General features: G+C 36.3%; 19 protein-coding genes and 1 pseudogene. 12 read left to right on the top strand and 8 right to left on the bottom strand.

The window, feature by feature from the left end:
- Window positions 1-157: 157 nt before the first annotated feature.
- Entirely contained in the window at window positions 158-790 is a 633-nt protein-coding gene (locus tag NZ853_08600; GenBank protein MCS7205743.1) for a LysM peptidoglycan-binding domain-containing protein, read from the top strand.
- Between the two features lie 59 nt (window positions 791-849).
- Window positions 850-2,343: a hypothetical protein gene (locus NZ853_08595; GenBank protein MCS7205742.1), complete on the top strand. Its 1,494-nt coding sequence runs from the start codon at window positions 850-852 to the stop codon at window positions 2,341-2,343.
- Here the strand turns inward: NZ853_08595 and NZ853_08590 are convergent, their stop codons facing one another.
- The gene (locus NZ853_08590; protein MCS7205741.1) at window positions 2,344-3,507 is read right to left on the bottom strand and encodes an acyl-CoA dehydrogenase family protein; all 1,164 of its coding nucleotides are present in this window, start codon (window positions 3,505-3,507) and stop codon (window positions 2,344-2,346) included. It lies immediately after the preceding gene.
- Window positions 3,508-3,740: 233 nt separating this feature from the next.
- On the opposite strand from NZ853_08590, the gene glnA reads away from it, so the two are divergent.
- Entirely contained in the window at window positions 3,741-5,180 is a 1,440-nt protein-coding gene (gene glnA, locus NZ853_08585) for a type I glutamate--ammonia ligase (GenBank protein ID MCS7205740.1), read from the top strand.
- A 27-nt stretch (window positions 5,181-5,207) separates the two neighbouring features.
- Here glnA and NZ853_08580 read toward each other — a convergent pair whose 3' ends face one another.
- Complete coding sequence (locus NZ853_08580; GenBank protein MCS7205739.1) at window positions 5,208-5,957, bottom strand: NRDE family protein; 750 nt, start codon at window positions 5,955-5,957, stop codon at window positions 5,208-5,210.
- An 88-nt stretch (window positions 5,958-6,045) separates the two neighbouring features.
- Between NZ853_08580 and NZ853_08575 the strand changes: the two genes are divergently transcribed.
- The 4 genes and pseudogenes from NZ853_08575 to rho all read left to right on the top strand — a co-directional run bounded on the left by NZ853_08575 (window position 6,046) and on the right by rho (window position 11,311).
- Window positions 6,046-8,049, top strand: a complete 2,004-nt coding sequence (locus tag NZ853_08575; GenBank protein ID MCS7205738.1) for a hypothetical protein — start codon at window positions 6,046-6,048, stop codon at window positions 8,047-8,049.
- Window positions 8,050-8,124: 75 nt separating this feature from the next.
- The gene (locus tag NZ853_08570; GenBank protein MCS7205737.1) at window positions 8,125-8,559 is read left to right on the top strand and encodes a polymer-forming cytoskeletal protein; all 435 of its coding nucleotides are present in this window, start codon (window positions 8,125-8,127) and stop codon (window positions 8,557-8,559) included.
- Window positions 8,560-8,600: 41 nt separating this feature from the next.
- Complete coding sequence (locus tag NZ853_08565; GenBank protein ID MCS7205736.1) at window positions 8,601-9,719, top strand: M23 family metallopeptidase; 1,119 nt, start codon at window positions 8,601-8,603, stop codon at window positions 9,717-9,719.
- A 308-nt stretch (window positions 9,720-10,027) separates the two neighbouring features.
- Window positions 10,028-11,311 (top strand): annotated as a pseudogene (gene rho, locus NZ853_08560) (transcription termination factor Rho).
- On the opposite strand, the gene NZ853_08555 reads toward rho, so the two are convergent.
- The gene (locus NZ853_08555; GenBank protein MCS7205735.1) at window positions 11,308-11,844 is read right to left on the bottom strand and encodes a hypothetical protein; all 537 of its coding nucleotides are present in this window, start codon (window positions 11,842-11,844) and stop codon (window positions 11,308-11,310) included. The pseudogene rho and the gene NZ853_08555 sit on opposite strands and share 4 nt — an antisense overlap.
- 148 nt (window positions 11,845-11,992) lie before the next feature.
- Between NZ853_08555 and cysK the strand changes: the two genes are divergently transcribed.
- The 3 genes from cysK (at window position 11,993) to NZ853_08540 (ending at window position 14,022) form a co-directional block, all read left to right on the top strand.
- On the top strand, window positions 11,993-12,982 hold the full coding sequence (gene cysK, locus NZ853_08550; GenBank protein ID MCS7205734.1) for a cysteine synthase A: 990 nt from the start codon (window positions 11,993-11,995) through the stop codon (window positions 12,980-12,982).
- Between the two features lie 82 nt (window positions 12,983-13,064).
- On the top strand, window positions 13,065-13,673 hold the full coding sequence (lexA, locus tag NZ853_08545) for a transcriptional repressor LexA (protein MCS7205733.1): 609 nt from the start codon (window positions 13,065-13,067) through the stop codon (window positions 13,671-13,673).
- A gap of 43 nt (window positions 13,674-13,716) precedes the next feature.
- On the top strand, window positions 13,717-14,022 hold the full coding sequence (locus tag NZ853_08540; GenBank protein MCS7205732.1) for a hypothetical protein: 306 nt from the start codon (window positions 13,717-13,719) through the stop codon (window positions 14,020-14,022).
- A gap of 1 nt (window position 14,023) precedes the next feature.
- Here the strand turns inward: NZ853_08540 and NZ853_08535 are convergent, their stop codons facing one another.
- The 3 genes from NZ853_08535 to NZ853_08525 all read right to left on the bottom strand — a co-directional run bounded on the left by NZ853_08535 (window position 14,024) and on the right by NZ853_08525 (window position 18,088).
- Entirely contained in the window at window positions 14,024-14,791 is a 768-nt protein-coding gene (locus NZ853_08535; protein MCS7205731.1) for an SDR family oxidoreductase, read from the bottom strand.
- A 116-nt stretch (window positions 14,792-14,907) separates the two neighbouring features.
- Window positions 14,908-15,960 carry a hypothetical protein gene (locus NZ853_08530; protein ID MCS7205730.1) on the bottom strand — a complete coding sequence of 351 codons (1,053 nt, stop codon included), beginning with the start codon at window positions 15,958-15,960 and terminating at the stop codon, window positions 14,908-14,910.
- Between the two features lie 88 nt (window positions 15,961-16,048).
- Window positions 16,049-18,088, bottom strand: a complete 2,040-nt coding sequence (locus NZ853_08525; GenBank protein ID MCS7205729.1) for a TonB-dependent receptor — start codon at window positions 18,086-18,088, stop codon at window positions 16,049-16,051.
- A gap of 246 nt (window positions 18,089-18,334) precedes the next feature.
- Here NZ853_08525 and purN point away from each other — a divergent pair, with 246 nt between their 5' ends.
- Together purN and purH are read left to right on the top strand one after the other, a co-directional pair.
- Complete coding sequence (gene purN / locus NZ853_08520; protein MCS7205728.1) at window positions 18,335-18,961, top strand: phosphoribosylglycinamide formyltransferase; 627 nt, start codon at window positions 18,335-18,337, stop codon at window positions 18,959-18,961.
- Between the two features lie 9 nt (window positions 18,962-18,970).
- Window positions 18,971-20,560, top strand: a complete 1,590-nt coding sequence (gene purH, locus NZ853_08515; GenBank protein MCS7205727.1) for a bifunctional phosphoribosylaminoimidazolecarboxamide formyltransferase/IMP cyclohydrolase — start codon at window positions 18,971-18,973, stop codon at window positions 20,558-20,560.
- Window positions 20,561-20,568: 8 nt separating this feature from the next.
- Here purH and lon read toward each other — a convergent pair whose 3' ends face one another.
- Complete coding sequence (gene lon, locus NZ853_08510; GenBank protein MCS7205726.1) at window positions 20,569-22,989, bottom strand: endopeptidase La; 2,421 nt, start codon at window positions 22,987-22,989, stop codon at window positions 20,569-20,571.
- Between the two features lie 124 nt (window positions 22,990-23,113).
- Window positions 23,114-23,443, bottom strand: a complete 330-nt coding sequence (locus NZ853_08505; GenBank protein MCS7205725.1) for a polymer-forming cytoskeletal protein — start codon at window positions 23,441-23,443, stop codon at window positions 23,114-23,116.
- Between the last annotated feature and the right edge of the window lie 49 nt (window positions 23,444-23,492).

Below are 23,492 nucleotides of genomic sequence, written 5' to 3'. Positions count from 1 at the left end.
TTAATCGAAAGATATCTTCATCAGCACAACCTATTTGTTTTGAAGTTTTAATAAAACTTAATGAAAATTGATAAAATATTTAAAAAATTAAAACAATCAAAATGGCAAATTTTGAAAATGAGTTGAAAATAGATATCGAATCAAAAATCTTGTTTATATGGCAACAAAGAAAACAACGAAGAAAACAGCAAAGAAAGAAGTAGCAGGAAAAAAAGAAACAAAGAAAGCAGCAAAGAAAGAAGCAAAAAAAACCACAAAGAAAGAGGAATCATTAATCTCATCTGAAGTTGAAACAAAATTAGAAGAACAACGAAAAGAACTTTCCTTACACGAACCCTCTACGCAAGCTCAAAAAGAAATCCACCAAGAAGTCATACCAGCAGCACAAGAAACCAAAGAAACCCAAGAAATCAAAGAGGCTAACAAAAACAAAATCCTAATTGCTGTCTTAGTGGTGATTTTGATTTTAATTGGCATCTTGATTTTTACTCGTGGTCAAAAAGAAACTCCAAAGCAAGAACAAGCGAAAATTGAACCTCAACAAACCCAACAAGCACAACAACCTGCAACTCCTCAACCACAAGAACCAAAACAAGAACCAACAACACCTAAGCAAGAACCTCAAGAAGTAAAACCAAATTTCCAAGAATACACAATCCAACGAGGGGACACACTTCTCAAGATTGCTAATAAGTTTAAAACTACCCGTGAGAAACTCGAAGAGTTGAATCCCGAAATAGATTGGAGCAAATTAAAACAAGGTCAAGTCATTAAGATTCCCAAACAATAAGCCTTTCCCTTGATAAGCCTAATTCTTAGAGGGGTTTCATCCCCCTCACTAAATATTATATGTTTTTTTTAAGATTTTTTCTTTTGTTTTTTGTCTTCTTATTTTCCGAGAATCAAGACCTTTTAGGAAGGCATCCTACTTCTGTTAAAACCGAAGGACCCATTGATTACTATGAATTCCTTTTTTTGTATGACTCAAGCCAATCCATAGAACAAAAAGAGATTGTAATACATCCTTTCTACTCAAGCTATCAGAATCATGAAAGGGCATATCGATTTTATTCTTTTTTGTATCCTTTGTATTACTCCCATGGAACCAATTATTGGAATACATGGACCTTTTTGTATCTACTTAACAAAGATGAAAAGTATGACCAAATAGAAAAAACAGAAGGAGAGTTGGTTTTAACTCCTTTGTTCTACTGGGGTTATGGGAATAATCCCAAGGAAAGGTTTTTTAGTTTTTTTCCTTTTTTTGGAATCTTAAAAGACAAAGTATCTTGGGAAGAAATCCGATATGTGCTTTTCCCATTGTATGTTTCTTGGGAATATCGAAATTACCGTGGATATTCCATTTTATGGCCTCTTACTATGTGGGGGGGCGATGGCTTTAAAAGAAAAGATTTTCGATTCCTGCCATTTTATTCCAGTAAAGTTCACGAAGGTAAATACAATCGTAAGACCTTGCTTTGGCCCTTTTTTCAATGGGGTTGGGACGGCTTAGACAAAAAAGAACCCAGATCTTTTTTTATGTTTTTTCCTTTTTATGCTCAAAAGAGGTCCCAACACGGAAATATGTATGCCTATAGCATTTTGTATCCGATTTCTTTGATTTCATGGGGAGAAGATAAAGTCGTAAATGCCTTTGACTTTAAATTTCTTTGGATACTCTTTCAATATAGCCGCTCTGATCGACCTTACCTTCGAAGGTGGGTATTTTTTCCTTTTTACGTTCATCACCGATCTGGGGTAAAGGATATTTCCTATTATAAAGAAACGAATTTTTATTTTATCTTTTGGGGGAATTTGAAAACGGAATCAGCTCTAATACAATCAAATTATCGTTTTTTCCTCCCGTTCTGGTATCACCATTATCGTTACTACCAACAAGAACAAGTAGAAACCATAAGTTGGAAACTTTGGCCATTCATGAGCTATTGGCGGGAAGAAACTTCCTTTGGCTGGCGGGTTTTGGCGTTGTGGCCCTTACCTGACGATTATTTCGAAAAGATTTGGGGAAATTTTTATTCTTTAATAGAATACCAACGCTTCGAAAATAACGATCGATATTTGTCCTTCTTGATGAGGATTATGAGTTTTCGTTGGAACCGTGATTATGACGAATGGAATTTATTTTTTTTGGGATTCCACTATAAATCAAATCCGTATCAATGGAAATTCACGTTCTTAGGGGGACTTCTAGGAATTTCCAAAACAAAATACAGCAAACGAGAAAGAGTTCCTTTGTATTTATATCCCAAGTATGGAGCTCTTTTGACGGACGAAGAAAAAGAAACCGATTGGGATTTACACTTTCTTTGGCTGAGATTTTGATTATAATCCTAAGCCTTTACTGGCAATGATTTCCTTCATGATTTCAGAAGTTCCTGCGTAGATGGTTTGAACCCTGGCATCAATATAAGCCTTAGCAATGGGATATTCTAAAATATAACCATAGCCACCAAAAAATTGTAAACATTCATCCACATGACGTTTTAATAACTCAGAACACAAAAGTTTACATTGAGAAGCTTCAACGGTGACTTTGTTTCCTTCCAGATATCGGAGAATCACCAAATCCAAAAATGCCCTTGCAGCACATTGTTCCGTAAACAATTCCGCCAAACGAAATTGGGTATTTTGAAACTTCCCGATGGGTTTACCAAAGGCTTGACGGGTTTTTACGTAATCTACGGTCATGTCAAGTATCACTTCTGCTGAGCGCATGTTCGAGATAGCAAGCACCAAACGTTCGGTTGCCAGTTCATTCATCAAATAACGAAATCCATATCCCTCTTTGCCTAGAAGGTTTTCTTTGGGAACTCTTACATTGTGAAAAAACAACTCAGCTGTATCTTGGGCATGGAGCCCAATTTTTTTTAATTTCTTTCCTCGTTCAAAACCCTCCATCCCTCTTTCCAAAACCAGTAAAGAAATCCCATTAATTCCTTTTTTGGGGTTGGTCTTTACGGCTACAACCACTAAGTCCGCTAAATACCCATTGGAAATAAACGTTTTTGATCCATTCACTAAATAATGATCTCCCTGATCCACAGCCGTGGTTTGTATTCCTGCTAAATCGGAACCTGCATTTGGTTCTGTCATGGCAATGGCTAAGATTTTCTTTCCTGCTATGATATCAGGAAGCCATCGTTTTTTTTGTTCTTCTGTTCCATAATGAAGAATATAAGTAGCTACCACATCACTATGCAAACTAAAAAAAACTCCTGAAGCTCCTACCCTTGCCAATTCTTCAATCACAACCACGTTGAACAAAAAATCAGCACCTGCACCACCGTATTCGGGAGGAAAATTAGGACATAGTATCCCTAAACTTCCTGCTTTTTCCCAAAGTTCTCTTGGCACAATCCCCTCTTGCTCCCACTGAGAATGATAAGGCACAATTTCTTTTTCTACAAATTCCCGAACAATTTCTCGAAACTCTTCATGCTCTCTTTTGAAAGGAAGAATCCGTTTAGTTCTTCTGATTTCTTTCATGATACATGAATAAAGATAAAATTGATTTTTATGTCAATTCATGTTTTAAAGCCCTTTTAAAAATGCTAAAATTCTCTTTTTCTATGGTGTTATTTTTTGTGTAATTTGCCTATTTCTTTGACAAATTGTTTTATTCATAAATCGTAATTTATCCAAATTGTTAGGAATTGTTTTTGCAGATTCTTAATAGCGAAACCTATTTCGTTTAAAAAATCTAAATCAGGAGAAACTCTATGTATGATTTACCCAAAGACCCAAAAAGTTTATTAAAGTATTGTAGAGATGAAAAAATAGAATACATTGATGTTCGATTCACTGATATGTTGGGGATGATGCATCATGTGACATTTCACATTGATGCAATAGATGAAGATGCTTTTTATTATGGAATTGGATTTGATGGTTCTTCCATTCGTGGATGGAAAGTCATTCAAGAGTCCGACATGTTGGCACGATTAGATGCTACCAGTGCGTATATTGATCCTTTTTTTGAGCACAAAACCTTAGCCGTGATCGCTGATATTTACGAACCTCCTAAAAATGGAGAGCCTCCAAAGCCTTACAACCGGGATCCTCGATATATCTTGAAGAAAACCATAGAATATATGAAAAGCACGGGGATTGCGGATACATGCTACATGGGACCAGAAGCGGAGTTCTTCATCTTCAGTGATGTTCGCTATGAGCAAATTACCAATCAAGGATTTTACTTCATTGATTCCATTGATGCACGTTGGCGAATGGGGGTTGACGAAAAACCCAATTTGGGCTTCAAAATGCGAACGAAAGAGGGTTACTTCCCTTTACCACCAAATGATCAATTTCAGAACCTAAGAACCGAAATGACAGAAATGCTAAATAAAATGGGGATTCCACCAGAAAGGCATCATCATGAAGTATCTAGTGCAGGTCAAGCAGAGATCAACTTTAAATTAGACGATGCTCTAAAACAAGCAGATAAACTACAACTTTTTAAATACGTAGTCAAAAACGTTGCCAGAAGGAATGGGTTTTCTGCTACTTTTATGCCTAAGCCTCTTTTCGGAGATAATGGTTCAGGAATGCATACTCACCAGTCTCTATGGAAAGACGGGAAAAATCTCTTTGCAGGTAATTGGTATGCTAATCTCTCAGAAATTGCCAAATACTATATTGGAGGAATTTTGCATCACGGTCCTGCTTTGTGTGCCTTCACAAATCCCACGACAAATAGCTATAAACGATTGGTTCCAGGATACGAAGCACCTGTGAGTTTAGTTTATTCAGCGAGAAACCGGTCAGCTGCGATACGTATTCCAGTGGCGGTTCATGGAGATAAAGCTCGAAGGATTGAATTCCGAACCCCTGATCCCTCAGCAAATCCTTATTTGGCATTTGCTGCGATGATCTTAGCTGGGTTAGACGGAATACAAAATAAAATAGATCCCGGTGAACCAGCAGACTTCAATCTATATGATGTCCCAGAAGAAAAGAAAAAGAAAATCAAAGCCGTGCCTGCCAATTTGACTAAGGTTTTAGATGCTCTTGAACAAGATCAAGAATGGCTTTTGAAATCAGGAGCTTTTGATAAAGACTTTATTGATAATTACATAGCCTACAAACGAGCAGAAGTAGAACAAATTGTAAACCAACGACCTCACCCTTATGAGTTTGTTCTCTACTACGACTGCTAAAAAGGAGCTACAGCTCCTTTTTATTCTTCACAAAGCAATGGGAGTTTTTAGTGTCATTTGATATTTATATTTCTTCTTTTGGATTACATCTTTGTAATGAAAATAAACTTTCTTCTCTTTCAGAAGAATAAAACTTTGACTCACAGTATGAGCAAGTTTACGATTCATGAGGATTCCATTGGATGGCTTTTTTTTGTTATAGTAATGATGAAAACGAATTTGCTGTTTGGAGCTGGTAGGGTTTTTCAAGAATTCTTTAAACAAGCGCTTTCGGATAGGATACATCTTTAAATCTCCAATGCCTGAAGATGCTTGAAAGAATGGCAAACAATACTCTCGGTATTTTTTCCCCCTTCCTGTATAAATCAAAGCATGTATTTTTTGTTTGTGGGGATTAAAGAAAATCAATCGAAAGGGTGAAAACTGCTCATAGGGTAAGGTTTTCATGGCTTGCAAGATTTCTGTTTCTGTTGAAAATTCCAGCAAAGGAGGAATGATAAAGCCTCGACTTTTTTTGTTTAAGTAAACTGGGTTGGTGGCATAATTTTTATAAAGTCCTTTTTGATTGTAATTTAACAAAACAAAAGCAAATCCCAGATCATTAATTCCTATCCAAGTACCTCCGGATTCCGCATCTTTGGGATAAAGTTGTTTGATCCCACGAAACTCATAAAAAGAGGGAGGATAAGCTATCTTTCTAATTTTGAGTTCGTCTCGATTGAACGCTATCAGAAATGAACGATCTTTCTCGTAAGAAAAAATGGTTAAAGTACACATGGGATCTTTAATTTTTTTGCTTTTTACGAGTTTGAAAAGTTTTTTTAAAAGTAGAAAAGAACAATTATTTTCCGAAATATCCTTAAAAATGAAGGTTTTGGTTTTTTTGATTTTATCGTTATTGTTTTCTTTTCCTTTCTCTTTTTCTTTGGTAGCTCAGGCTATACGACCACCCAGTGAAGTTTTGGATTTTTCTCGAATCCAAAGGCTTTACGAACATTGGGAAAATCAAGTCTTTGAACCCCAAGAGATTTTGCAAAACCTCCAAAAAGAAATCCAAACCTACTATCAGCAATTTCAAAAAGAAAGATATTTGCGAGAATCAGAAATATCCATTCCTTATGACTTTTATCGATTTCCTTTGGATAAGATCCATCTTTTGTTATTTGTTCGAAAGTTAGAGGAATTACAAAAAACCAAAAGGTTGTTTTCGCCTTATTTGTATTTTGCTTTTGAATTTCAAGGTAAACTCTATGAAAGCTTAAATCGACCTACGAATGCCGTTTCTAGCTATTTGCAGGCATTACAATATGCTATCCCTATATTGGATATTACTAAAAAAAAAGAAGCTCTGCCAGATACCATTGAAATCCATAATTTGGAACTTTTTATAAAAAATCCTAAATTTCTTGAGGAAGTTTCTACGTTTGAATACTGGAAAAAGACTTTTGGTGATGATAACTACCAAAAAGAGCTCTCAGACCAAAACTTAAGAGACAATATAAATAACTTTTTGGTTTTATATCAGAATTTTCAAAAAAACCTCCAAGAAATTCAAGAGATAAAAAAATTGTATTATCAAGCACAGATCCGAAGGGATAGAAACTTACAAAACGAAAATTTACGTCAATTCCAGCAAAAATGGCAGGAACTAAAAAACCAATGGGATAACCTCATAGCTTATCAAGAAACGTTTTTAGAAGAACAAACCAAACTCCGAAAAGAATACGCAAATTTGGTTTATCGAATTGCTACTTTGACAAAACGAATCGAAGAAGCTCATAAAGAAAGAGAAAGAGTTCTTAATCAATCGTCTTTTTATCGAGGAACGGGGAATGTTTTAGGAGTTAATAAAACTTTGTATTCTCAATTTATAGGGTATATTCATTTATTGGAGTTAGCTAATAAGTTGGATCCTGAGAACATCGAATACATCCATTTGCTTTCGCAGGAGTACTTTCGAGAAAAGGATTCTCTCAAGGGAATTACAATCGAAAAGAAGTGGTTTCAACATGCACCCAAAAATGATCCAAGAAATCTTATTCACTACCAGCGATTGGTTTCTTATTATCAAGCTGTGCAAAATATCAGCTTAGCGAAGTCTCAACTCCAAGAATGGAAAAAACACCTCGAACAATTCCCAGACCAACGAAATCTGATTTTCGAAGAGAACCAAGATAATTCCGTTTTGAATGCATATCAGAGATTTTTGTTGTTTTATATAAAATTTTTTTTAGATCACTATAGTGCTGAAGAGCTCGACAGAGAAATAAATGCAGAGCAAACCCTCAATGAAATGAAAAACTCCATCACACAAAAACAACAAGAAATGACAGAAGAACAAAAAAACCAGAATTTCCGAAATCTCGTAGAAATACAAATCCTTTTAGCAAGGTATTATCAAGCTAAAAAAAATCCAGATAAAGAAAAAGAGACATTGCTGAATTTGAAATCTCTTGATGAAACTTTGGAAGCTCTCGAAGAAGAATACTTACGTCAAGAAAAAGAAAAGAAGATGGAAGCTTTGAGTCTAAAAAACTCACTATACTTCGAAGAGGATTTAGAAAAAACAAAAAGATACTACGAAATACAAAGGATACACCTTCCCAACATCCAACTTCGATTACAGTCCATACGAACCCTGCGAAATGAATTCCCCATAGGAAAAATACTTGAAAAAATTGCTTATTTAAATTATGTAAACAAACAATACGAAGAAGCCATTGAGATTTATTCTGAAATCATGAAGCATAAATACGCAAGCGATGATACAAAAAAGCGAGCGGAAGTAAATAAAAAACTTATCATGGCTTTGTTAAGAACAGGTTTTCAAAAACCATTGTTAACACCATTGGATATAGAAAGCGATTAAAAAATTAAAAAGATATTTACTTTTTTAACAAAAAAAAATTAACGTTTACCAAACCATTGAAGCGAGGTAAAATATATGGCTGGGAAAAATGAGTCTTTAAATAGTGTAATCGGTCCTGGTTCCATTTTCGAAGGAAAATTTTATATCTCGGGTTCTTTACGTATTGATGGTAAATTTCAAGGAGAAATCAAAACCGAAGATGAATTAGTCGTCGGCGAAACAGGAAAAGTCAAAACCAATATCAAAGCCAGAAGTGTGTCCATAGCAGGAACTATGATCGGAAACATTCAAGCGTCCGAAGAAGTGCGTATCGAAAAAAACGGAAAACTCTTAGGAGACATAGAAACCCCTGTATTGTATTTGACTCCAGGTGTGATTGTAAAAGGTATGGTAACGATAACAGGAGGACAAAAAAAGGATATTGAAAAACTGATTGAAGAGTCCTTTGGAGAAACTTTCCCAATGAAAGAAAAAGAAGAAGAAAAAAAAGAAACCCAAAAGAAAAAATAAAATCAATAAAATTTCGATAATTTTAGAGTAAAGGTAGATTAATGCAGTATCACAAGCGATTCCAACAAAGATATGATGTAAAGCGAATTGAATTTAAAGGAAAATTATCTATAACCCACATAGGGGGTGGGAAGTTTGTCTATACTATTCCAACGAAAAGTAAACCTCATGTCGGGAGGATTGATTTTTCAGAATTACCTTACAAAAAAATAAGTCTGGTAGCGGGATTTTCGGTTTCTGGCTTTCTCTTGTTCTTTATGGTATTTTCCAAAAGTGGAGTCGCTACAACCAATGAAAAAAAACCCATATTAACCGAATCAAGAGAAAAACAAGTTTCTGAGGTAATGGAACTCACAAAATTCAATCCCGAAGAGATTGAACGAAAATCCGAAGAATACAAAAACCGACTTTTGAAAGAAGACACAGAAGTAGAAAAAGCTTTACAAGATAAAAAAGTAAAGTATATTAGTTATACAGTTAGAGAAGGTGATACTTTAAATGCTATTGCGGCTAAATATCGAATCCCGGCAAAGTTTATTATAACAGAAAATCAGTTAAAGGATCATACGAAACTTAAAGTGGGGCAGGTCTTGAAGATACCCAACAAAGCAGGGATATTTTATAAAATCAAAAAAGGAGATCGGTTAGTGCAGATAGCAGAAAAGTACCAAATCCTTGTGGAGGATATTATTAAAGACAATGAACTTGTGAGTTATGCCATTTTACCTGTTGGGAAAAAAATTTTTCTACCTAATGCTGTGATACCTGAACCACCGCCTATTTGGGTTTCTCCTGTGAAGGGAAAGATCTCTTCGCATTTCGGATATCGAATACATCCTTTGTTTGGATATAGACATTTTCACTCTGGGATTGATATTTCTTTGCATTATGAACCCGTGAGGGCAGCACGAGATGGGATTGTTTACTTTGCCGGGTTTTTGGGTGGATATGGAAAAACTATCATATTGAAGCATGGTTCTGATTATAAAACATTATATGCCCATTTGAGTAAAATACGTGTAAGAGAAGGTCAAATGGTAAAGGCAGGTCAAGTGATTGGAATTTCAGGGAATACTGGGTTATCAACAGGTCCTCATTTGCATTTTGAAGTTATATATAGAGACAAAGCAATCAATCCATTAAAATACGTTAAGTTTTAAATTTCGTTTTTTTTACTAATACATCATATATATGAAATTCATTTTGGAATATTTCAGATAGGAGTTGTAAAATGCCATCCACAAAAAGAGGGAAAAAAAAGAAACAAGAAGTAGAATTACAAGACCAAGTTCAACCCGAAATTGACGAAAATAAAGAAATTGATGAGTTCAGAATTGATACAGATAATCATAAGTCAGTTCAAGAATTAGAATCTCACGTCATAGAGAGAGAAAACACCAAAGTAGAAAAAGAATACCAAGAAAGTGAAGAAGAAGTCTATACAACTTCCAGATATATTAGCGAAGAAACTCCACCTCCTCTTCACCTCACAAAGATTACCTCTATGCCAATTGAAGAATTGATTCAGCTCGCCATTCAAATGGGAGTTGAGGATGTCTCTGGTAAGCGTCAAAGTATCATTTATTCCATCATGCAAAAACAACTCCAACGAAATGGTATAGTTTATGCTACGGGAGTATTGGATAAACGCCCTGAGGGATATGGCTTCTTACGAAGTGCTAATTACAGCTATCTTCAAAGTCCTGATGATATTTATGTTTCATCGAATCAAATCAAGCACTTTAAACTCCAAACAGGAGATACCATTGAAGGGCAGGTTCGTCCACCCAATTCAAGCTCCAACGAAAAATACTATGCTTTACTCAGGATTGACAAAGTAAATGGAGATAATCCCGAAAAAGCAAAAAACCGAATCTTGTTCGACAACCTCACTCCGATCTATCCGATGGAAAAATTCGAACTCGAATACCGTTCTGATTATTTGGATACTCGTATCATTGATCTATTCGTTCCGATTGGGAAGGGACAACGAGGATTGATCGTAGCTCCTCCAAGGGTAGGAAAAACTGTATTACTTCAGCATATCGCAAATGCAATCACGACTAACCATCCTGAAGTCTATTTGATTGTCCTCTTGATTGATGAGCGACCTGAAGAAGTCACCGACATGGCAAGAAATGTAAAAGGAGAAGTTATCAGCTCAACCTTCGATGAAGAAGCATCAAGGCATTGCAGTGTAGCAGAAATTGTTTTAGAAAAAGCCAAACGCCTTGTGGAGTTTGGGAAAGACGTAGTGATTTTGTTGGATTCCATCACGCGGCTTGCAAGGGCATATAACCAGACCACTCCGACTTCGGGAAAAATCCTTTCCGGGGGTATGGACTCAAATGCTTTGCATAAACCCAAGAAGTTTTTTGGTGCTGCACGAAATATCGAAAACGGTGGATCTTTAACGATTATTGCTACAGCTTTGATTGAAACAGGTTCTAAGATGGATGAGGTGATTTTCGAGGAATTTAAAGGAACGGGAAACATGGAAATTCATTTGGATCGCAGGTTGGCAGATCGAAGGATTTTCCCAGCGATTGATTTGAATAAATCGGGAACTCGTAAAGAAGATCTGCTTCTACCAGAAGAAGTTTTGACAAGGGTTTATTTACTGAGAAAGATTTTGAGTCCGCTATCTCCGATTGAAGCTATGGAGTTTCTCCTCAGTAAAATGAAGTTAACCAAGACAAATGAGGAATTTTTGGCAAGTATGAATACCGCTGCGGTGATGGAATTCCATTAAAGGATTTTTTTTAATTCCAGCCAAAATTCTGTCGAACTTATTTTTCCCTTCAAGAAATCAGAAATGAGAACTCGAACCGAAAGGGGGAAAGCATTCCAGTATTTTTCATGCCACTTGGGTGCTGTTCTTTTGAGTTCTTCTATCTGGCTTTGGGGCATTTTTCCTAAAGCATAATCCAAAAATTGCTGAACCATCACGTGTAACAACTCTCTCGGAAGGCTCGTTTTATTTTCATCAGGAACATAATAATCCAATAACTTCTCCAAATGTTCTTCGCTGATATTGGGTTCATGTTGTAAAATCAACTGAGCAACGAGTCTTCTTGCCATGCCCTTCACATCCACTTTGAATGATTGAGAGATTTTCGATGCCATCTCTTTTGCCATTTTTTCTATGTTTAGGTCCTTCAACGAAGTCGGAGAACGCATCTTTCGTCTTTCAAGCGCCAATTCAATCCCAGCCAGTTCTTCCGGAGTGGCTTTGTTCAAGATATAGTCCAAGACAAATTCATATTCCTTTTTTGGGTTCATCATAATTATGAAACGGAAGTTAAGTAATAAATCAAGAATCTTTTTCGTTTTGAAAAAAATATGCCTCTTACATTTTCGAAGTAATAAAAAAAGTTTGACTTTTCTATTATTCCTATCTATTTTGTAGAAAATAAATTGTTAGGAGTTAAACATGAGAATATATGAAGACAATTCCTATGCGATCGGGAACACACCATTGGTAAAAATCAATCGGATTTCAAAAGGCTCCTTTGCAACCATAGTTGCCAAGATTGAAGGAAGAAACCCTGCTTATTCTGTGAAGTGCAGGATTGGAGCAAGCATGATTTGGGACGCAGAAAAAAGAGGAATCTTAAAACCAGGAATGGAAATTGTTGAACCTACTTCTGGAAATACGGGGATTGCTTTAGCATTCGTTGCTGCGGCTAGAGGCTATAAGTTAACCCTCACCATGCCAGAGAGCATGTCAATTGAACGAAGAAAGGTACTTCGGATTTTGGGGGCAAATCTCATCCTCACAGAAGCCTCTAAGGGAATGAGGGGAGCTATCGAAAAAGCCAATGAGATCGTAAATAGCAATCCAAAAAGATACTTCATGCCACAGCAATTTGAAAATCCTGCCAATCCTTACATTCATGAAACAACTACAGGTCCCGAGATTTGGAATGATACGGACGGACAGATTGATATTTTAGTTGCAGGTGTTGGAACAGGAGGAACCATCACTGGTGTTAGTCGTTATATCAAAAAAACTAAAGGAAAACCCATTAAATCCGTCGCCGTAGAACCAATTCATTCCCCTGTGATCACACAAACCCTCAGAGGAGAACCATTGACACCTAGCCCACATAAGATACAAGGAATTGGTGCTGGATTTGTGCCAAAGAATTTGGATTTGTCCTTGGTCGATGAAGTAGAAACCGTAAGTAATGAGGAAGCCATTGAGATGGCAAAAAGACTCGCCAAAGAAGAAGGAATTCTCAGTGGGATCTCAAGTGGTGCTGCTATGGTCGCAGCTCTTAGACAAGCAAATCGACCAGAAAACGAAGGAAAACTAATTGTCGTTGTTTTACCAGATGCAGCAGAACGATACCTATCGTCAGTTTTATTCGAAGGCATGTTCGCAGATTTAGAAGTGGCAAAAGCAGGTTCAGTTTTATAAAAAATGAGTTCGCCACTGGCGAACTTCTTTCTTCTACTAAAAATCTATTGACTATTTTTTGTTTTCTAATTTTTTGTTAAGCATGAAGGATTTAACTCAAAAACAAAAGCAAATTCTAGAATTCATTACGAGATATACCAAAGAAAAAAATTATCCTCCCTCCATACGAGAGATAGCCGAACATTTTAAAATCACACCGAAAGGTGCCTATGATCACCTAAAGGCGATCGAAAAAAAAGGCTTCATTAAAACCGAAAAAAACCGAAGCCGAGCCATCGAGATCGTAAAATCCCAAGAACAACAAGAATTCATCAAAATCCCGCTTTTAGGAAGGATCGCAGCAGGAGCTCCCATCTTAGCCGAAGAAAACATCGAAGATTATTTGACCTTCCCAAGAGCGATTTTGCCTGCGAATTCCGAAAAAGAAATCTTTGCGTTGCGGGTTACGGGGGACTCTATGATTGATGCAAAAATCCACGACGGTGACATTGCCATCATTCGAAAAACATCAATCGCAGAAAATGGCGACATCGTAGTAGCTCTAATTGGAGATGAAGCTACATTGAAATATTTCTATAAAGAAAAAGATCATGTTCGTTTGGAACCCGCAAATCCCAAGTATAAACCCATCATCACAAAAGAAGTGATCATTTTAGGAAAAATGATTGGATTATACAAGCGATTTGAGTAAAAATGAACTTGATTTTCAAATAAAAAGCAAAAATACTAAAAGAATGAGTGAGCTCTACATTCGTGTTTGGGAAAAAGTCGATCTCAAAGAAATCACCAAGCATTTGATGATCATTGATGATTTTTATGGTATGTGTGCGAACTGTAAAGAAGTGGGACTCAATTTCGTTAAGCACACGAAATGTCCCAAGTGTAATACGGAATTTTTCTACTTAGCGCCAAAAAACAAAGGAGAAATCGGAAAGATATTAAACCGCATCCAGATCGAAAAGCTTCCCTTCAAAGTAATTGAAAAAGAAGATTGGGAAAAAGCCATATCTCGACAACAAATGGACTCGGTCTTTAAATAAATCAAAATAGACTACGAGAGATTCCTCCATCCACTAAAATACTTGTTCCCGTGATATAGCTTGATTCCTCTGAAAGGAGGAAAGCCCCCGTCTTTCCGATTTCTTCTATGGTTCCGTATCTTTTTAGGGGGATTTTCTTTAGGAATTCTTCCCTGATTTCACTGGCTGTTTTTTGCCACTTCGTGGCATTTTTTTCTTCGAGTTCTCTTATGCGATCCGTATCAATTCGTCCAGGCATGAGGCAATTCAACCGCACTTCCGGTGCCCACTCAAAAGACAGAGTTTTGATCAAAGAAGTGATGGCAGAACGAAATACATTTGACAAAAGTAAATTTTCAATGGGTTCTTTCACTGCTAAGGAAGTGATCACTAAAACCGAACCTTGACTTTGCTTTAAGTAAGGATAAGAAAGTCTCAGCAATCGAATAGGATTAAGAAGCATGAACTCAAAAGCTTGTTGCCAGTCTTTATCATGAAAATCAAAAAATGATCCAGCCGGAGGTCCCCCATAATTGATAAGTAAACCATCAATAGTCCCGAATTTAGAAATCCCAACGTTGAACCAACGTTCCATAGACTCATACGACGAAACATCGACACTTTCATATAAAGTAAAATTAGGTTGGATTTGATCCAAGATTTCTTTGGCTTTTTCCAAGTTGGTTGGATTTCTACTTCCTAAGAAGACTCTGTTGCCTTTCTTCACAAGCTCGAGAGCAATACCAAATCCAATACCTTTACTTGCCCCAAGAAGAAAATAGTTTTTCATGAATTTATGTTATTTCTTTACAAAGCTTAGACAAGATTTTTTTCATTCGTTTTGAATATCCTCTTTGAAGCTCCTCAAGATATATCAAGATATATCAAAAAACTCTCGAATTTAATTTATTTTAGCAAAAAGATATCCGTTGGTCTTTGAGGAAGAAGCACCTGCCCTTGAAAACTACTTGTATTCGTATTATAAATCTTTACGGAGGGGTAGGCAGAACTTTCTCCTAAGTATAGAATTCCGTTTTCATCTATTTCCAATCCAGCGGCAAAACCTTCTTGATTTTTATAAAATAAAACTTGCCGTATGGATTTTGCTAGTTGAGGATGAAATTCCACCAAAGCATTACTGAAATCCTGAAAAAGCACCAGCGCATAGCCACGTTGAGAGTCACGTATCACAAAATCCAGGATATCTCCGCCAACTTCTTGCTCTGTAAGAACAACAAATTGCTGTTTGCTTTTAGGACAAAAGGCTTCAATCCCACCATCAATGCGAAAATTAAAACCCAAAAATGATGGCGTTGCAACAAAAATACAATCTTCATTCGTAATGTTATAAATCTTTAGTTTATTCAAAGGATTAGTGAAAATCAATCGATGTTCTTGGATAACCACATCATCTTGAGGATCAACCTCAAGAAGAGCTGAGTAATCTGTTGGTGGGAAAATAAAATTCGGATTAGTTCGATCAAGCCTTTGGATAGCCACATAAATTCGATTATCATAAGAAATAATCCCAGAAGCTTCTGGTAAATTGTCAGGAACAGAAAACGTATTTTTGTCCACATATGGTTGTAAATCAATTCGTTTTAGTTCAAGACCTGTGTTTTTATCAACCACAAGTAAATAATTTTTCTCATACAAAGTGATGTAGGCTTTATTTTGATAAAAAGCGATTCCATGAGGGTTGGAATTCTTCCCAGTGCTAAACTCCAGAATAGTTCGATTTAAAAAATTCGGATCCAAAAATTGTATGCTATCTCGACCTAATCGATTGATAAGAATAATTTTTTCATCTAAATAAAAACCTACAGCATCTGAGTATATGGGTATAAAATTTGGAGATAAAAATCCGGTAGAATCAATGGTATAGAATCTTCCCGAACCACTAAAATCTGATGTGATAACCCCTACATCTCCTCTGGGGGTAAAGAAAGCAAAAAACAAACTTGGTCTTTTGATATCCGAACAAGAAACAAAAACTAAAATTAAAAAAAATTTGTAAAATAATTTTATAAAATTCTTTATATTTTTTCTAATCGAAAAAGTATTTAACACCAAGAACATAACTCCTTCCTGGTAAAGGATAACCTATGATGTCTTCGTAAAGAAGGTTTTGGGTATTTCGAACCTCAAGATAAGCCAGTAATTGTTTTTGATAACGATAGATCATAGTAAAATGAAAAATCCACTTTCTTGGCTGGTAGGAGAAGTAATCATTGGACTCATTACGGAAAAAGGCTCCATAGTAAATTCCTTCAATTTGAAATTCCCATGTGTTTTCAGGAAAGAGATGGATTCCTCCTTTGAAGGTATGAAGCGGCATCAAGGGGATATAAATTTCTTCTTGAGCACTTCGACTTGTTCCAATTCTCTTTGCCTGCATGTATTGATAAGCCAGATAAATCTGAAACCAATCATGCTTGTATTTTGCTGTTGTTTCGAAACCACGAATGCGAGCTCTTTGGATGTTTTCTGCTCTCAATGAAAACTGAGAATTGGGTAAAAAACGAATCAAATCTCGAACCCATCGATAATATCCTCGAACATCAAGAAATATGTTTTTAAACTGAAAGATACTTCCTACTTCGCTGTTATAAGATTGTTCTGGACGGAGCTTCAAATTGGGAACAATAGAACCTTTTTCTCCAAAAAGCTCAATAAAGGAAGGGATTCGTTTTTCTTGATGATATTTTATAAAAAAATTCCACTTTTGATTTTGATTTTTTATCAAATTGAATATGAGAGAATACAAACTATTCACAAAAGAAATTTTACTTTCGTCTTTTTTGATTTCATCTATTGTAAGGAGTTGTTTGGTTCGGGTTTCTATGAGAAAGTTATTACGGTATTCTTCATAGCGAAATTCTGGCAGAAATTCTATGAATTCATCAAAAAAAGAAAATTGCTGATGAAAGTGAAAACTATAATGATAACGCTTTTTTTCGGGAATTTCTGTGGTTTTGATGTTGAAGTTGGAGTAGCGATTTTCAAAAAAATATTCTTCTTCGTATCCCAAAAGAAATTGAGTTTTATACCAAAAATTTTGGGTTATGATAAAACTCCACCCTGGGATTAGATGAACACCTTTATTGTTGAGTTCAGCTCTGCTATTGTTGCTACTAAATGCCAATTCGTTTCGAGGATCGTAAAACCGATTTTTGATGTAGGTATAATACCAACGGGTATCGAGTTGGAAGTTTCCCCAAAAGATGCCCTTTGATACTATTCGTATCCCTGAGGTATTTCGAAAATGCTCTCTTTTCGTTTTTTCTGTTTGTCTTGTGATAGGACCGGGTATTCCATGAACACGATAAAACGAATCATTGAGAATCCGCACCTGAGTTTTCCCTAACGAGAAGGACGAAGTAATGAGTCCACTTGTTTTTCGATAGTAGGCATTTCTCTGTTTGTCTTTGTAATCATCTAAACGATTAAAGTAAATTGTCCCATTGTGATTAAGAAACTCATAATCTTGTTTTGAGCTTTCACTCATAGCAGCAATCCCCAAATAGAACTTGGGTTCTTGCGTATGATCCTTCCATGCAAAGTTGTAGTTAATACCTCCTCCAAAAGTTCCAAAGCTCCCCCCATGTAGAAAAACTTGATTTCTTTCGGTTTCGTAGTTTGGTATGAGGTTAATACTTCCTCCAATACTACTTCCCACTAATCCCGTCATGCTCCCGTTTTTTTGGAATTCTATTTTTTGGTAGTTCCATAAGCTCAGGTCTGATACATCCACCTCACTATACGATGCAAAGTTCAAGGGAATACCATCTAAATAAAGATGAACTTGATTGGCATTACTTCCCCGAATCCGAATCAGAGAATAACTACCTTCACCGCCGAATTTCTGAATTAAAACTCCATTTTCTTTTTCTAACAATTTATCCAACGTATAATGAAAGCTATCTTTTGGAATGTAGATTTCTTCTTTTTGGGGTGTTCGTTCTTCGGATTTCGACTTTACAATGATCACATACTCTTGAGATGCCAAAGAAACAAAAGAGAAAAAAAACCAAAAACCTATCAAGACGTTTTTCATAGCTCGAAGATGAAGTCTCTTCTTTTTCATTTTGGATTTCGTCAGAGTTTTAATTGGTTTATTATCAATTTTTATGTAATGCTATTAAAACAACTCAATCAAAACGAATAAGAGAATTTTTTTCAAAAACAATCATCAAAGCACCCCACAAGAAATTAGTTTTTAAACTTTATAAAATAATCAAAATTTGACTCTTTAAGTGGTTCAAAATTTCAGAGATTTATTTTTGATCTTTTTTTCTCTTTTTTTACAGAAATCCATACAAAAAATGGTTTCATGTATCGCCTTTTGGCATTAGCTTCTGGAAGAGGTAGCAATTTCTTAGCCATACTCAAAGCGATTGAATCCAAAGAAATCCCGAATGCCAAGATGGTGGGACTAATAACCGATAGAGAAAACACAGGAGCTGAGCAACACGCAAGAAATTATCAAATCCCAGTAAAAGTCATTCCTTTTAAAAATTACTCTCAAAAAGAGGATTTCCACAGAGACCTGCTTGAGGCGGCAAAATCTTTTGAACCTGATCTGATTTTGGGAGCTGGCTTTATGAGAATCTTATCAAAAGAATTTGTACAAACTTTCGAAAACAGAATTATGAACATCCATCCTTCTTTACTACCTTCTTTTCCGGGGCTTCATGCTCAAAGGCAGGCATGGGAATATGGTGTTAAGGTCTCTGGCTGCACAGTCCACTTTATTGATGAAAACGTGGATACCGGTCCCATCATTTTACAAAAAGCCGTTGAAATCCCCGAAGGCGCTACCGAAAAAGAGATCGCAGACTTGATTTTACAAGAAGAACATAAACTTTACGTTAAAGCCATAAAGCTTTTTTGTGAAAACAAATTAGAAATACGACCTTCCCCCAACCAAAAACGAAAAATAGTCATCATTAAATCATAGGAGAAAAACATGATCAAAATCCAACGAGCATTGATCTCAGTTTACGACAAAACAGGCATACTGGAATTATCAAAGCATTTGTTGAAATATCAAGTAGAAATCATATCCACTGGAGGAACTTATAAATACTTACAAGAAAACCAAATCCCTGTAAAATCCATAGAAGAAGTCACGCAATTCCCAGAGATTCTGGATGGGAGAGTCAAAACCTTACACCCCGTCATTCATGCAGGGATATTAGCCAACCTATCCAATCCTGAACATCGTAGAACCTTAGAAGAAATGAATATCTCAAAAATTGACATGGTGGTAGTAAACCTTTACCCCTTTGTAAAATCTTTTTTAAAGTACCCCAATCTTTCTACTCTCGAAGAAGAACTCGAAATCATTGAAAACATTGACATTGGAGGTCCTACCCTCATCAGAGCTTCAGCCAAAAATTATTTTCATACTGTCGTTGTATGTGATCCTTCTGATTACGTTGAACTTATCAAAGAATTAGATATGTTAAATGGATATGTTTCCCAGCATACATCCCTTCGGCTTGCTGCAAAGGCATTTCGTATCACTTCTTCTTATGATGCAATTATCTCAGAGTATTTTAGAAAGAAAACCCAAGAAGATTTTCCAGACATTATCACAATTCCATTAAAAAAAGTCCATCCTTTACGATATGGAGAGAATCCTCACCAAAAAGCCCATTTTTATCGGGATTTGCTTTCTATTCATCGAGATGCTCCGAATGAGTTGGGTTTTATCATCCATCAAGGGAAAGAACTTTCATTCAACAACTTGTTGGATTTGACTGCAGCCATGCAATGCGCAGCTTCTTTGCCTCATTACGGTGTTGCCATTGTAAAACACCTAAATCCGTCAGGAGCAGCCTATGCCACAGATGAAAAAGAATTGGTGGATGCCTTCCTTTTGGCACGTAGATGTGATCCCGTAAGTGCTTTTGGAGGAATTATCGCAATCAATGGTATCGTTCAAGAAGAATTAGCCGAAAAAATCACCGAACAATTCGTGGAGTGTGTAATAGCCAGAGAATATACAAAAGAAGCATTAAAAATCTTTGAAAAAAAAGCAAATATAAGGATTGTGGAGCTTCCACAACCCGAGGTTCTTTTAATGCCTCAAAAAGAATTACGTTTTGCGATGAATGGTTATCTCTATCAAGATATGGATGTATCTTATAACGATAGAGAAAATTGGCGAGTGGTGACTCAAAAACAACCCACAGAAGATGATTGGCTTGGGCTTGAGTTTGCTTGGAAGGTTGTGAAATTTGTAAAATCCAATGCCATTATATTTACGAGCAAAAATGCTACACTGGCAATCGGGGCTGGACAGATGAGCCGCGTTGATTCTGCCGAACTCGCTGTTCGTAAAGCCATCAAAAATGGTATCAGCCTTAAAGACTCTTATGTAGCTTCTGATGCGTTTTTCCCTTTCAAAGACGGATTAGAAATAGTAGCCAAGGCTGGAGCCAGAGCTGTAATACAACCCGGTGGTTCCATCAGAGATCAAGAAGTTATAGACACTGCCAATGAATACGGAATCGCCATGGTTTTTACCGACATGAGGCATTTTCGACACTAAAAGAATACCTACCAGCCCTCTCTATCGGTAAATTTTGGTTTTTGAAAAACTTGAGGAAGAACTCGTCTCAATACATCCATCATATCGGAATAATATTCTACTTGGATGCCTGAGCGAATATATTCGGGGATTTCTTCGAAATCCGCTCGGTTTTTGTCGGGTAGAATTACCGTCGAAATTCCTGCTGATTTAGCGGCAATTACTTTTTCTTTGATGCCACCAACTGGCAAAACCTTTCCTCGCAGAGAAATCTCTCCCGTCATCGCAAGATCTTGATCAATGGGAGTGTTCGTCAACAAACTAGCCAAAGAAACAAGGATGGTAATTCCTGCGGATGGTCCATCTTTGGGAACGGCACCACTGGGAACATGGATATGAAAATCATAATCATGAAACAAAGAATTTTGTATGTTCAATTCATTCGCATGAGCACGCAAGAACGAAAAAGCCAAATGAGCAGACTCCTTCATCACATCACCTAATCTTCCTGAAAGCTTCAAATTTCCTTTACCAGGGAATTTCGTCGTTTCGATATATAAAATATCACCACCAACAGGGGTCCACGCCAATCCGATAGCAACGCCGGGAATTCGTATGTGTTCTTTGTGATCTTTGTAGTATCTTTCTTTTCCTAAATACTCTACCAAGTCATTAACATCAACAACCACCGGCAATGCTAGATCCTTTTCTTTTTCTATTTTTAAGACGACCTTTCTTGCAATACTTTCAATTTGTCGTTTTAGATTCCGAACTCCTGCTTCTCGTGTGTATCCTTCAACGATCTTTTCTAGAGCTTCGTCTGTTATGAGCCATTCGTTTTCGGTTAATTGATAGGTTCTACGTGCATTAGGAATAAGATGATTTTTGGCTATTCTTATTTTTTCACTGGTTGTATAGCCTGATAACGTCACGATTTCCATTCGATCTAATAGGGGAGCTGGTATGGTATCTATGGTATTCGCCGTTGCTATGAACACTACCTTGGATAAGTCATAAGGTAGCCCTAAATAATGATCCTCAAAGGTATGATTTTGCTCAGGATCCAAAACCTCTAAAAGAGCGGCTGCAGGATCACCATGAAAAGAATAACTGATTTTATCTATTTCATCTAACAAGAAAACAGGAGCTATGGTTTCAGCTTTTTTCATGGAAGAGATGATTTTCCCTGGCATTGCTCCTACGTAGGTTCTACGATGACCTCGGATTTCTGCTTCATCCCTCACACCACCCAAAGAAGCTCTTACTAATGGACGATTCATACATTTTGCAATGGATTTTCCTAATGAAGTCTTTCCCACGCCAGGTGGACCAATGAAACATAAAATCGGAGCATGAAGGTTTTTTGCTTTCTTTTCAACCGCTAAGTATTCTAAAATTCGCTTTTTTACTTCTTCTAAGCCTTCGTGATCTTCATCTAAAATTTTTTGGGCTTTTTCTAAATCAATTTGCTTTAATTCTTCTTGAAGTTTTTCTCTTTCTTCTTCTACGTTCCATGGCAAATCCAAGACTAACTCTAACCAGTTGCGGATTTGTGTTGCTTCTAAGTTTGTTCCATGGGGTGACTCCATTAAGCGTTTATACCGTTTGAATTCTTTGTCTACAGCTTTTCTTACGTGATCTGGTAATTTTTTTTCTACAATCCTTTTTTCTAATTCTTCTACATCAGAACTATCAATTTCACCTAATTCTTTTCTGATGGTTTCCAATTGCTTTCTCAAATAGAATTCACGTTGAAGTTTTGCTGCATCTTTTTCTACTTTTTCTCGAACTTCTTTTTCCATGATGAGTCTTTGAGTTTCATCCAAGAGATATTTCTTCGCTTCTTCAAGTTTCTCTTTGACAGAACCAATTTTTAAAAAATTGATTTTTTCTTCATTCGATAAATTCGAAAAAAAGATGACTTGATTTGCTAAAGCTGAGGGATTATGAATTCGCCTGATGTAATTCGTAGCATCATCAGGAATGCTGGGATTATTTTCTATATACCGAATTACGTAGGTTTGAAATTCAATAACATCAGCCTCTGTATAGTTTTTGTCTTCATAAATGGGTCTGATCTTAGCCTTTAGGTAGGGTTCTTCAGATACAATTTCAATAAGTTCAATCTTTTGTACTCCTTGCAAAAAAACCTGGTACCCACCCTCACTCATAGGAATGATTCTATGAATTTCCACCAAAGAACCAATAGGATGCAAATCATCTTTACGGACCTTCTCTTGTTCAGGGTCTCTTTGGGTAAAAACCCCAATCAAGGCTCCAGGAGCATGTTCTTCAATCAAACGTATAGATTCTAACCTTCCTACAAAAATTGGAAGAAGGATCCCTGGAAAAACCACTGCGTTTCTTAGTGGAATGATAGGAACAAATTCTGGAACCTCATGAGAGGGAATCTCAGTTATGTTATGGTCAATATACTTTAAACCACCCATTCAAACCTCCTTATATCTATTATAGCAATTTTTTTGCCAAAACAAACCAAAAAAGAAAGAGATATAATCTAATCTTTAAAAACTAAAATGTTTCTGAGGAGGATGGATGAATTTTATTAAACTTTTATTTCTTTGTTAATTTCCCACTTACAAAGGCTGTAGGATGGATATCAATTCTTGGGGAATATAAATCACCAATGACCTCGCTTTTATCTCCTAGGGTTATGGATTTTTTCCCATAACAATTTCCTTTTACTTTTCCATAGATGATGATTTCACCTCCGTAGATGTCAGCATGAACCACTCCACCTAATCCAACAATCACTGGTTGGTTTCCTGCATCAACTCTTGACCCTTGAACAATCCCTTCGATGATGATTTCTTCATCACTAATCAAATTCCCTTCAATTTTGATTTTTGGTCCAATGATGCTCTTTTGTAAGTTGATTGGCATTTTTTTACTCCTTTTCTATAGAATCGGATTTTCTTAGTAATATAAAATG

The sequence above is a fragment of the Leptospiraceae bacterium genome (genome assembly GCA_025059995.1).
Lineage (GTDB): Bacteria > Spirochaetota > Leptospiria > Leptospirales > Leptonemataceae > SKYB61.
Note: the sequence above shows the minus strand (reverse complement) of the source record. Positions and strands in the feature narration are given on the sequence as shown.